The sequence below is a fragment of the Burkholderia sp. Bp8994 genome, from assembly GCF_003853805.1.
Classification (GTDB): domain Bacteria; phylum Pseudomonadota; class Gammaproteobacteria; order Burkholderiales; family Burkholderiaceae; genus Burkholderia.
In genome coordinates, this window is record NZ_QTQH01000006.1 from 1 (window position 1) to 12,396 (window position 12,396).

9 protein-coding genes are annotated in these 12,396 nt (G+C 65.8%); 3 read left to right on the forward strand and 6 right to left on the reverse strand.

Going from position 1 to position 12,396, the window contains the following annotated elements; genetic code table 11:
* Positions 1-396 precede the first annotated feature (396 nt).
* Positions 397-1,821 (forward strand): DHA2 family efflux MFS transporter permease subunit, encoded by a 1,425-nt coding sequence (locus DIE04_RS07510; protein WP_124488700.1) that lies wholly within the window; start codon positions 397-399, stop codon positions 1,819-1,821.
* A gap of 255 nt (positions 1,822-2,076) precedes the next feature.
* On the opposite strand, the gene DIE04_RS07515 is transcribed toward DIE04_RS07510, so the two are convergent.
* The 3 genes from DIE04_RS07515 to DIE04_RS07525 all read right to left on the reverse strand — a co-directional run bounded on the left by DIE04_RS07515 (position 2,077) and on the right by DIE04_RS07525 (position 5,859).
* Positions 2,077-2,820, reverse strand: a complete 744-nt coding sequence (locus DIE04_RS07515) for a 2OG-Fe(II) oxygenase (RefSeq protein ID WP_185500328.1) — start codon at positions 2,818-2,820, stop codon at positions 2,077-2,079.
* A 317-nt stretch (positions 2,821-3,137) separates the two neighbouring features.
* Positions 3,138-4,730: an inorganic phosphate transporter gene (locus DIE04_RS07520; protein WP_124488698.1), complete on the reverse strand. Its 1,593-nt coding sequence runs from the start codon at positions 4,728-4,730 to the stop codon at positions 3,138-3,140.
* Between the two features lie 220 nt (positions 4,731-4,950).
* A complete protein-coding gene (locus DIE04_RS07525; protein ID WP_124523339.1) occupies positions 4,951-5,859 on the reverse strand; it encodes a LysR family transcriptional regulator in 909 nt (302 codons plus the stop codon).
* 127 nt (positions 5,860-5,986) lie between these two features.
* Between DIE04_RS07525 and metE the strand changes: the two genes are divergently transcribed.
* Entirely contained in the window at positions 5,987-8,281 is a 2,295-nt protein-coding gene (gene metE / locus DIE04_RS07530; protein ID WP_124523337.1) for a 5-methyltetrahydropteroyltriglutamate--homocysteine S-methyltransferase, read from the forward strand.
* A 174-nt stretch (positions 8,282-8,455) separates the two neighbouring features.
* Here metE and DIE04_RS07535 read toward each other — a convergent pair whose 3' ends face one another.
* Positions 8,456-9,781 carry an MFS transporter gene (locus DIE04_RS07535; RefSeq protein WP_124523335.1) on the reverse strand — a complete coding sequence of 442 codons (1,326 nt, stop codon included), beginning with the start codon at positions 9,779-9,781 and terminating at the stop codon, positions 8,456-8,458.
* Between the two features lie 53 nt (positions 9,782-9,834).
* Entirely contained in the window at positions 9,835-10,791 is a 957-nt protein-coding gene (gene speB, locus DIE04_RS07540; protein WP_124488694.1) for an agmatinase, read from the reverse strand.
* 150 nt (positions 10,792-10,941) lie between these two features.
* Here speB and DIE04_RS07545 point away from each other — a divergent pair, with 150 nt between their 5' ends.
* Entirely contained in the window at positions 10,942-11,853 is a 912-nt protein-coding gene (locus tag DIE04_RS07545) for a LysR family transcriptional regulator (protein WP_124523321.1), read from the forward strand.
* 68 nt (positions 11,854-11,921) lie between these two features.
* Here DIE04_RS07545 and DIE04_RS07550 read toward each other — a convergent pair whose 3' ends face one another.
* On the reverse strand, positions 11,922-12,386 hold the full coding sequence (locus DIE04_RS07550; RefSeq protein ID WP_044848788.1) for an Lrp/AsnC family transcriptional regulator: 465 nt from the start codon (positions 12,384-12,386) through the stop codon (positions 11,922-11,924).
* Between the last annotated feature and the right edge of the window lie 10 nt (positions 12,387-12,396).

Here is a 12,396-nt window from a genome sequence, read left to right on the forward strand (position 1 = left end):
CCCACCGAGATCTACCCGGTACATCCTTCTCCAGATCACACCAATCCGCCGTCTGTCAGCACCAGTCAATGTCGCGGCGTATGACGATGACGTCATACTGGCCGACGATGCGTGACGTTGGTCCGCAATTGTCTGGAAATGCCACTTTGCAGCGGAATCCCCCGGCTTGATCCATCCGTCCCTCGAAGTGTCACGTCGACCTGCTTGTGTGCACCATTCGGCCAACGCGGCGCAATATCGTCATAAAAATCTATGCGCATAAAGTCCATTCGCGCGACATGCCCGACAGAGCGGAAAATCAATCCTTCAGGGTAATATCGCCACTCGTCCCGATTACCGGCCTCGTCTGCACCTGCCGGAACTCGGCATCCTCGCATTCCGTCTCCTGTACCGTTCATGACTGACAGCCCTGCCCAAGGTGGTCGGACGACCGACTTCCTGCCGTACCTCGTCGCGGCAACGTTCTTCATGGAGTATCTCGACACGACCGTGATCGCGACCGCGTTGCCGCAGATGGCGCGCTCGTTCGGCGTCGGGCCGAACGCGTTGAGCCTCGGGATGACAGCCTACATGCTGGCGCTCGCGGTGTTCATCCCGATCAGCGGCTGGATCGCGGATCGCTATGGCTCGCGTACGGTGTTCGCCACGGCCATCTTCGTCTTTACCGGTGCGTCGGTGCTGTGCGGGCTGTCCGAGGGCGTGGTGACGTTCACGGCCGCGCGACTGCTGCAGGGTGTCGGCGGGGCGATGATGGTGCCGGTCGGACGGATGATCGTCGTGCGCAGCACTGAGAAGGCCAGGCTGATGCGTGCGATCGCGACGATTACGTGGCCGGGCATCGTCGCGCCGGTCGTCGGGCCGCCGATCGGTGGCTTCATCACGACCTACGCGTCATGGCGATGGATCTTCCTGTTGAATGTCCCGTTCGGCATCGCTGCGCTCGTCTGTACCTGGCTGATCGTCCGGAATACACGGGCCGATGAGCAACGGCCGCTTGACTGGGTCGGGTTCGTGCTGGCCGGCGGAGCGTTGACCTGTCTGCTGATCGGTACCGAAGCGGCCGGCCAGCAGGACGTCGACTTCACGCGCGCGGGCATTCTGGTGGGGGCGAGCGTGCTGTTCGGCATCGCCGCGTGGATGCACGCGCAACGCTGCGCGCACCCGCTGCTCGATTTCACGACGCTGAAGGTGCCGACGTTCTCGGTGACGGTGATCACCGGCTCGATCACGCGGATGGCGATCAACGCCGTGCCTTATCTGCTGCCGCTGCTGTTCCAGATCGGTTTCGGGCTGTCGCCGTTCCAGTCCGGCCTGCTGCTGCTCGCGAGCGCGCTCGGCAATCTCGGGATGAAGGCGGGAACGTCGTGGATCCTCGACCGCTTCGGTTTCCGGCGCGTTGCGCTCGTCGACGTGACGATCGTCGGAATCTTCACGATCGCGTGCGGCTGGCTGACCGCGTCGACGCCGCTGGCGATCACGCTGTTCGTCGTATTCGTCTACGGGCTCACGCGGTCGATGCAGTTCACGACGCTCGCGACGCTGGCGTATGCGGATATCCCGGCCCGGCAGACGAGCGCGGCCAGCACGCTGTGGAGCGCCGCGCAGCAGATGACGATCGGGATGGGGATCGCATTCGGTGCGTTGTCGCTGCGGCTCGCGGCGTTGGTACGTGGCGACGCGGCCGGCATGCACTACGTACTCGACGATTTTCGCTGGGCGTTCGTTGCGGCGGGCGTGCTCGCGCTGCTGACGCTGCCGGGCTATGCGCGGCTGGCTTCCGATGCTGGCGACCGCCTGCGGGCAAATGTGGCCCGAGGGTAGGCCGGATCTCGCGTTGCCTTGGCGTCGCGACAGGTGAGGGCGGCGGCTTTTCGTTGCTCACCTGAAACATCGATCGGTCGAGGCGACGATGGTCCGACGGGCGGCACAACCCGTTATCCGTTACCACGGCCGATGAGCGGACCGTACGGCGACGCCAGGGTACAACGAGCATCGAGCACCGACGTGCGGTGCCGGTTGCACGACCCTGCCCGCGTGCCGAATGGCGCGACAGCGTCATGTTTGTTCCGCGGGCCGTCACTGTGCGTCATGGAAGATGATGCCGACCGTGTGGCGGTGGCCGCTTCGAATTCTGCTCACACCATGGCGCAAGTTGACGCGGTAGACGCCGCGCGTTCCCTGCACGGGCCTGCCGTGCACGGCGAAGATCACCGCGTCGCCTTGCATGAGCGGCACCACTTCCGCGCGTGACTGCATGCGTGGCCGCTGTTCCGTCAGCACGAACTCGCCGCCCGTGAAATCCCGCCCGGGTGCCGACAACAGGATCGCGACCTGGAGCGGAAAGACATGCTCGCCATACAGGTCTTGATGGAGACAGTTGTAGTCGTCCGGCCCGTATTGCAGGATCAGCGGCGTCGGGCGTGTCTGCCCCGCCGCGTGGCAGCGATCGAGGAAGGTCCGGTGCTCTTTCGGATAGCGGACGTCGCTCCCGAGTGCCTGGTTCCAGCGATTCGCGATCGGCGCGAGATGCGGATAGAGCGTCGCACGCAACTCGGCGACGACCGCGGGCAGCGGGTACGCGAAGTATTTGTATTCGCCGCGCCCGAACCCGTGCCGTGCCATCACGACGCGTGAACGGTAGAGTGCATCCCGCGCATAGAGCGAGGCGAGCGCATCGCACTCGCTTGTGGAGATCAGGCCTGGTACCCGCGCACATCCGTAGCGATCGAGCTCGACATCGACGGTCGACCAGTCGATTGCGTCGACGCGTTGCGCGATGTCCGGCGATTCGACGGCAGGTTGCAGATCGGCGATATTCACGGGCATCCCTCGGTTCGTCAGCAGTGTGGCGCCGTACGGTCGCGCGAAATACTCGCCAGCGTCGCGTGCACGGTTGAAGCCACGATGAAAGTCGATGAACCCAGTCTAGCGGCGTCCGCGTGCTGGCGCGCTCCAGATCTTGCGCTTCAATTCGGAAGGGGGAGGGAAAGGTTGGGAATGCGGCACGGGCACATCGGTTGCCGCGATGTGTCGGAGCGCAGAAGCGCAGAAGCGCAGAAGCGCAGAAGCGGAGAAGCGACTGAGGAACCTTCCACGGCAGGCGACCGGTTTTCACCGGCCACGCGCCGCTTCCCCGATCAAGCCACCGACCGGAACAACCAGTAGAGCCCGCCAGCCAGTACGATCGACGCGGGCAGCGTCAGCACCCACGCGAGCGCGAGGCTGCGCACCGTGCTCCACTGCAACCCGGATCCGTTCGCCGCCATCGTGCCCGCGACACCCGACGACAGCACGTGCGTCGTCGACACGGGCAGCCCGTACACGTCGGCGGCGCCGATCGTCAGCATCGCGACGACTTCGGCCGACGCGCCCTGCCCATACGTCAAATGCTGCTTGCCGATTTTCTCGCCGACGGTCACGACGATCCGTTTCCAGCCGACCATCGTGCCGAGGCCCAGTGCGATCGCGACAGCCACCTTCACCCAGGTCGGAATGAACTTGGTCGCGTGGTCGAGCTGCTTGCGATAGTTGTCGATCGCGAGCTTGTCGTCGGCGGCGAACGCGGGCTGCCCCGACTTCTCGATCAGGCGAATGGCTTCGGACACCAGATACATCGTGTTGCGCACGTTGTCGACGTCGCGTTGCGGCACCGCCGCCATCGACCCCGACGCGCCGACCGCGTTCGCGAGCGACGCGGACAACTGCTGCACGGCCGGCAGCACCGCGGGCGTCAGTTCACGATGCTGCACGTAGTGTTCGACGTCGGCACGCGGGTTCGCGGACGGCGCGACGCCGTTCGTGTACTTCCCGAACGTCGCGGCAGCCTGGTTCGCGACGGCGACGAAGGTCTGCGTTTCGGCCGGCGTGACGGCCTTGTTCAGCGCATACGCGGTCGGCACCGTGCCGATCAGTATCAGCATGATGAGGCCCATCCCTTTCTGCCCGTCGTTCGACCCGTGCGCGAACGACACGCCCGTGCAGGTCAGGATCAGCAGGCAGCGAATCCAGAACGGCGGCGGCTGATCCTTCGGCGGCTCCTTGTACAACTCCGGAACCCGCACGAGCGCCTTCAGCACGAGCAGCAGCAGTGCCGCGCACAGGAAGCCGACGATCGGCGAGAACAGCAGCGACTTGCCGACGCCGAGCGCCTGGGCCCAGTCGACACCGCTCGTGCCCGACGGCCCGTGCATCAGCTGGTTCATCAGACCGACGCCGATGATCGACCCGATCAGCGTATGCGAGCTCGACGACGGCAATCCGAAATACCAGGTCGCGAGGTTCCACACGATCGCGGCGATCAGCAGCGCGAACACCATCGCGAAGCCTGCGCCGCTGCCGACCTGCAGGATCAGCTCGACCGGCAGCAACTGCAGGATGCCGAACGCGACGGCGCCGCTCGAGACCATCACGCCGAGGAAGTTCCACATGCCGGACCAGATCACCGCGACGTTCGGCGTCAGCGAGTGCGTATAGATCACGGTGGCGACCGCGTTTGCAGTGTCGTGGAAGCCGTTGACGAATTCGAAGCCGAGCGCGATCAGCAGCGCGGCGCCGAGCATCAGGTACGGAAACAGCGAGCCTTCGCGGACCGGCGACAGGTCGGCGATCAGGTGCGTGGCGATATAGAGGGCGCCGAACGCGAGCACCAGTAGAAAGACGGCATAGCCGACCTGCCTGGTGCGTTCGACGGAACCCGAATTGTTCGGTGCAGACGAAGCAGGTTGATTCATGACGGTATCTCGTAAGGGAACCGCGTCCGATCCTAGCTTTCGCTACCAGTCAGTTTGATGACAGTCGGGATGTCGAATCATCGTCTTACGGATGTGTAAGGGGAGGGTGCCGTGACGTCGAATTGCGACATGTCGTGCCGGCTCGCGTCGTCATCCATATCGTGAACAGGCCCGCGCACCGGCATGCGGGCCGCGGGAAGCGCGCACGGCGCGAGCGCCGCTAGCGCAGCATGCGCGGCGCGCTCCATGTCGATTCACGCGCCAGCGCGACGAATGCGGCCAGATAGTCGATCGACGCATCCGCCTCGCGGATGCCGAGGAAGATCTGTTTCGCGATCCCTTTCTTGCCGAGCTTGACCGGCACGACCGGCATCCGGTCCGCGTATTCATCTGCAAGCCATCTTGGCAGCGCGGCCACGCCGCGCCCGCTCGCCACCATCTGCAGCATGATGTCGGTCGTTTCGATCGACTTGTGACGCCGCGGCACGATGCCGGCCGGCGTCAGGAACTGGTTGTAGATGTCGAGCCGGTCGGTCTCGACCGGGTAGGTGATCAGGATCTCGTCGGTCAGCTGCTCGGGCGTCACGTAGTCGGCGTTCGCGAAACGGTGCGCGTCCGCGACCACCAGCACCTGTTCGTAATCGAACACGGGATCGAAGCGCAGGCCCGGCTTGTTCAGCGGGTCGGGCGTCACGAGCACGTCGATGTCATGGCCGAACAGCGCTCCGATGCCGCCGAACTGGAAGCGCTGCTTCACGTCGACGTCGACGTCCGGCCAGCGCGACAGGTACGGCGACACGACCTTCAGCAGCCACTGGTAGCACGGATGGCACTCCATCCCGATGCGCAGCGTGCCGCGCTCGCCCTTCGCGTACTGCTTCATGCGCTCCTCGGCGAGCTCGAACTGCGGCAGCAGCCGGTTCGCCAGCCTCAGCAGATACTGCCCGCCCTGCGTGAGCCGCAGGCCGCGGCCTTCGCGGTCCCAGATCGGCGTGCCGAGTTGCTGCTCGATTTTCCGGACGGTATGGCTGAGCGCCGATTGCGTGAGATGCAGCGCGTTGGCGGCCGCGGTCAACGAGCCCTGGCGCTCGACTTCGCGGATCACGACGAGATGGAATCGTTCCAGCATGGGTATCGCTTGCCCGACAGATACATGAACAGATTTAATGGATGAATGAAATAATGCCATTTTATTTCATGGGATGAAATCCCTATGATGGCTGCCGGATCGACTATTTCTTCAGGACGGCAGCTTCATGGTTACGACCCACAACCTCGGTTTTCCGCGCATCGGCGCGAAGCGCGAACTCAAATTCGGTCTCGAACGCTACTGGAAGGGCGAGTCGTCGCGCGACGCGCTGAAGGCACTCGGCGCCGAACTTCGCCAGCGCCACTGGAACGACCAGCGCGACCTCGATCTCGTGCCGATCGGCGATTTCGCGTTCTACGACCAGGTGCTCGACATGAGCTTCACGCTCGGCAACCTGCCGAAACGCGTGCAGGACTTCCATGGCGATGCGCTCGACAACTATTTCCGCGTCGCGCGCGGCCGCTCGGCGCAGTCGGCGGAAGAACACGCGGCATGCTGCGGCGGAGTCGCGGCCGGTGAAATGACGAAGTGGTTCGACACGAACTATCACTACATCGTCCCGGAATTCCATGCGGATACGAACTTCTCGCTCGATCCGTCGCGCCTGCTCCAGCAACTGGCGGAAGCGCAGGCGCAGGGCGTCGCCGCGAAGCCGGTGATCCTAGGCCCCGTCACGTATCTGTGGCTCGGCAAGGCGAAGGACGATTCCGATCGTCTCGCGCTGCTGCCGAAGCTGCTGCCGGTATATGGCGCGCTGCTCGACACGCTGACCGCGCAAGGCGTCGAATGGGTGCAGATCGACGAGCCGATCCTCGTGACCGAGCTCGACGCCGCCTGGCGCCAGGCGCTGCGCACGGCATACGACGCGCTCGAGACGCGCCGCATCAAGCTGCTGCTCGCGACGTATTTCGGCCAGCTGCAGGACAACCTGGCGCTCGCGGCCTCGCTGCCGGTCGACGGCCTGCATGTCGACGCGATCCACGCCCGCGACGAAATCGACGCACTCGTGCGCGAACTGCCGGCCGGGCGCGTGCTGTCGGTCGGCGCGATCAACGGACGCAACATCTGGAAGACGGACCTGAACGCGGCGCTCGACTGGCTCGAGCCGCTCGCGAAGCAACTGGGCGAGCGCCTGTGGCTCGCACCATCGTGCTCGCTGCTGCACGTGCCGGTCGATCTCGCGAGCGAGCAGACGCTCGACGAGGAGATCCGCTCGTGGCTCGCATTCGCGCTGCAGAAGCTCGACGAACTGAAGCTGCTCGCGACCGCGCTGAACGAAGGCCGCGACGAGGTGGCCGACGCGCTCGCCGCGAACGCGGCCGCGATCGGCTCGCGCCGTCGCTCGCCGCGCGTGAACAACCCGGCGGTGAAGGCCGCGATCGCGCGCATCGACGCGCAGCTCGGCAACCGTGCGAGCCCGTACCCGCAGCGTGCGCCGAAGCAGTCGGCGCGCCTGAACCTGCCGGCCTTCCCGACGACGACGATCGGCTCGTTCCCGCAGACTGCCGAGATCCGCCAGGCGCGCAGCCGGTTCAAGGCCGGCGCGCTGGATGAAGCCGGCTACCGCGCGGCGATGCAGGCGGAAATCGCGCGCAGCGTACGCGAACAGGAATCGCTCGAGCTCGACGTGCTCGTGCACGGCGAAGCCGAACGCAACGACATGGTCGAATACTTCGGCGAGCAGCTCGACGGCTACGCATTCAGCCAGTTCGGCTGGGTGCAGTCGTACGGTTCGCGCTGCGTGAAGCCGCCGATCCTGTTCGGCGACATCAGCCGCCCGAAGGCGATGACGGTCGAATGGATCACGTACGCGCAGTCGCTGACGAACAAGCCGATGAAGGGCATGCTGACCGGCCCGGTGACGATCCTGAACTGGTCGTTCGTGCGCGACGACCAGCCGCGTTCGGTGTCGTGCCATCAGCTCGCGCTCGCGATCCGGGACGAAGTGCTGGATCTCGAGCAGGCCGGCGTGCGCGTGATCCAGATCGACGAGGCCGCGCTGCGCGAAGGGCTGCCGCTGCGTCGCGCGCAATGGGGCGCGTACCTGAAGTGGGCGGTCGAGTCGTTCCGCATCGCCGCGAACGGTGTGCGGGACGATACGCAGATTCATACGCACATGTGCTATTCGGAGTTCAACGACATCATCGCGTCGATCGCCGACATGGATGCGGACGTGATCACGATCGAGACGTCGCGCTCGGACATGGAGCTGCTCGACGCGTTCGACAGCTTCAGGTATCCGAACGAGATCGGGCCGGGCGTGTACGACATCCATTCGCCGAACATCCCGACGCAGGATCACATCGTCGGCCTGATGAAGAAGGCGGCGGAGCGGATTCCGGCGGAGCGCCTGTGGGTGAACCCGGACTGCGGGCTGAAGACGCGTCAGTGGGCGGAAGTGCTTCCGGCGCTGACGAACATGGTCGCCGCGGCGAAGACGCTGCGCAGCAAGGTGCAATGACGCGCGAACGCTGCGCGCCGGCCGTCCCGATCGACGATCGGGCAGCAAACAAGCGGCCCGCATGTGCGGGCCGTTTGTCGCAATGAATGTTCGGGGCGAGGCGGGGGTAGCGGCGTATCGCCCGACGCCCGATGCAAACGGGCAGGCGATGTTGCCTGCCTCGTTTGCGTGAGGTTACGCGGTACGCGCACCGCGCGGCAGCGCTTCGTCCGCCCTGCCGGGCGCGCCGGCATCGTCGATGCTGACGCGGCGCGAGATCAGCCACACGCACACCGACGACAGCACGGCGGCGCTCGTGTACTGGATCGCGAGCGGCCACCATTGCGGCGCGGTGTTCTGCGCGATCAGCGTGGCGACGAGTGGCGTGAGACCGCCGGCGAGCGCGCCGCACACCTGGTACGCGATCGAAATCGCCGTGTAGCGGATGCGCGCGATGAAGATCCCGCTGACGAAACCCGCGACCACCGAGTAGTAGCCCGATTCCGCGAGCGTCGCGAGGCCGACGCCGACCGTGATCGACAGCGGCGTGCCCAGGTGCACGAGCGGCAGCATCACGAACGGCACGATTGCGGCCCATGCGCCGGTGATCAGCAGCACGCGCGTCGTGCCGAAGCGCTGCGCGAGGAACGCGGCGGCGAGCTGCACGACGAACTGCAGCACCGCGACGATCGTCATGCAATGCAGCACCATCGACCGGTCGAGCGACAGGAATTGCGTTGCATAGCTGATCATGAAGATGTTGCTGAAATACACGCCGGCGATGCCGTACACGTTCGCGCCGATCGCGAGCAGCAGCAGCGGCCAGTACTTGAGCGCTTCACGCAGCGGCTTTTGCGCGATGTTGCCGCTCTTCCTGACTTCCTCGAACTCGGGCGACTCGGACACGCTCGCGCGGATCACGAAGCCGACCGCCAGCAGCACGGCGCTCGCAAGGAACGGCACGCGCCAACCCCAGCTCATCATGTCGTCCTTCGACAGCGTGCTGATCGCCCCGAACGCGAGCATCGACAGGATCAGGCCGCTCGCGCTGCCGAGCTGCGCGAACGACGCGAAGAACGTGCGCTTGCCTTCGGGCGCATGCTCGCCGGCGAGCAGCACCGCGCCGCCCCATTCGCCGCCGACGGCGATGCCTTGCAGCACGCGCATCAGCACCAGCAGGATCGGCGCGATCACACCGGCCTGCGCATGGGTCGGCAGCAGGCCGATCGCGACCGTCGACACGGCCATCAGCATCAGCGTCGCGAGCAGCGAGCGCTTGCGGCCGAAGCGGTCGCCGAGATAGCCGAACATCACGCCGCCGAGCGGCCGCGCGAAGAAGCCGACCGCGAACGAGCCGAACGACGCGAGCAGGCTGACGAAACGGCTTTCACCGGGGAAGAACAGCGGCCCGAACACGATGGCGGCGGCGGTCGCGTAGCTATAGAAGTCGTACCACTCGATCGTGGTGCCGACGAACGAAGCGAGCGCCGCCCGCTTCGGTTGCTTGATGGCAGTCCCCATCTGTTATGTGCTCCTCTGTAATTCTCTGATTTGGAATGGGTCGCGTGCCGGGATCAGTCGCGATAGGCGACGCCGGGCAGCACGCACAGCAGCTCGTACGCGAGGTTCGCGCCGAGCAGGGCCGTGGTGCCGAACGGGTCGTACGGCGGCGCCACTTCGACGAGATCGCAGCCGACGATGTTCAGCCCCTTCGCGCCGCGGATGATCTCGAGCGCCTGCGGCACCGTGAGGCCCGCGATTTCCGGCGTGCCGGTGCCCGGTGCGTAGGCCGGGTCGATGCCGTCGATGTCGAAGCTGATGTAGACGGGCGTGTCGCCGATGCGCGCGCGCACTTCCTCCATCAGCGGCGCGAGCGACTTGTTCCAGCATTCCTCGGCCTGGACCACGCGGAAGCCCTGCTCGCGGCACCAGTCGAAATCCTCGGCCGCGTAGCCGGTGCCGCGCAGGCCGATTTGAGTGACCTTGTCGCCGTGCAGCAGGCCTTCCTCGACCGCGCGGCGGAACGGCGTGCCGTGCGCGATCTTTTCGCCCATCATCGTGTCGTTCACGTCGGCGTGTGCATCGACGTGGATCAATGCGACCTTGCCGTGCTTGCGGTGGATCGCGCGCAGGATCGGCAGCGCGATCGTATGGTCGCCGCCGAGTGTGACCGGCTTGCAGTCGTGCTCGAGAATCGCGTCGTATGCAGCCTCGATGCGCGCGATCGAATCGTGCAGGTTGTACGGGTTGATCGCGACGTCGCCGATATCGGCAACCTGCAGCGAATCGAAGGGCGCGGCGCGCGTGGCCATGTTGTACGGGCGCAGCAGCACGGATTCCGTGCGGATCTGGCGCGGGCCGAAGCGCGCGCCGGTGCGGTTGGAGGTGCCGAGGTCGAACGGCACGCCAACGAAACAGGCGTCGAGGCCGGCTGCGCTCGCCACGTGCGGCAGGCGCATCATCGTCGCGATGCCGCCGCTGCGCGGCATTTCATTGCCGCCGAGCGGCTGGAAATGGGTGTGGTCGTTCATGGGCTTGTCTCTTCCGATGTGGGGTTGCCGTATCATTCGACGCGGCCTGGCACATAGTTTTACGCGTCCGGCCGGAAAGAAGAATGCGAAGATATCGACGTAAACATCGATTTTCATCGATGTATGGAAGGGGAACAAAAGGGGAATAGCGTGCTGGGGAATCTGTCGACCCTCGATCTGCGGTTGATCCGCGTGTTTCTCGCGGTCACGGACGCGGGCGGCGTGTCGGCCGCGCAAGCGATCCTGAACGTCGGCCAGTCGACGATCAGCGCGCAGCTGTCGTCGCTCGAGACACGGCTCGGCTACCGGCTCTGCGAGCGCGGCCGCAGCGGCTTCCGGCTCACGCCGAAAGGCGAGCGGTTCCACGCGATGAGCCGCAAGCTGCTCGCCGCGCTCGACGAATTCGGGATCGCGGCGCGGCACATGGACCGCCAGCTGGTCGGCACGTTGCACATCGGCCTGATCGGCCATACGCCGGTCAGCCAGAACGCACGGATCGCCGAGGCGATCGCCGCGTTCCGCACGCGCGACGAGGCCGTGCGCTTCTCGATCTCGGTGCGCGCGCCGGGCGATCTCGAGGAAAAGCTGCTGAGCAACGAGATCCAGATCGCGGTCGGCTATTTCTGGCACCGCGTGCCGTCGCTGCACTACACGCCGCTGTTCATCGAGCGGCAGGTGGCGTACTGCGGGCGCGGCCATCCGCTGTTCGAACGCGCCGGCGCGCTGACGCCGGCCGACGTCGCGGGATTCGAATGGGCGTGGCGCTCGTATCCGCTGCCGGAGGCGCAGATGTCGACGACGCCCGATCGCGTGACGGCAACCGCCGACAACATGGAGGCCGTCGCGCTGCTGATCCTGTCAGGCCATCACCTCGGCTACCTGCCGCAGCACTTTGCGGCGCCGTATGTCGCGCAGGGGCTGCTTGCGCCGCTCAATCCGGACCAACTGCACTACGACGTCACGTTCCACATGGTCGTGGCGCGCGACGGGCGCGGCGATCCGCTCGTCGAAGCGTTTCTCGAGGATCTCGAGCGCGCGCATCAAAAGCCCGATGTCGTGTGAGGTCGCGTGAGGTCGCCTGAGGGCGGCAACGTGAACGAATGTCACGCCGGAGCGATCCACTGCCCGCATCACGGCACCGGCAACCCCGCATCGTGCTTCACCTCCCGCAACGACAACGCCGATTCGATCGACGTGACGCCCGGCAGCATCCGCAGCGAGTCGCGCAGGAACGTACCGTAGTCGTCGAGATCGCGCGCGACCACCTGCAGCAGGTAGTCGGCCGTGCCCGCGACGTTGTGGCACGCGAGGATCCGCTCGATGCCGAGCACTTCCCGTTCGAACCGGTCGGCGACCTTGCGGTCGTGCGTCGCGAACCGCACGAGCACGAATGCGACGACGCCGAAGCCGAGCGCCTGGCGCGACAGCTGCGCGCGGTAGCGCTCGATGTAGCCGTCGTTTTCGAGACGCTTCAGGCGCCGTGCGCAGGGCGTCTCGGACAGGCCGACGGAATCGGCGAGACGCGCGATCGGCAGGCGGCCGTCGCGCTGCACCGCGGCGAGGATCGCGCGATCGGTTTTGTCGAGTTCGGTCATGTTGGCGGAA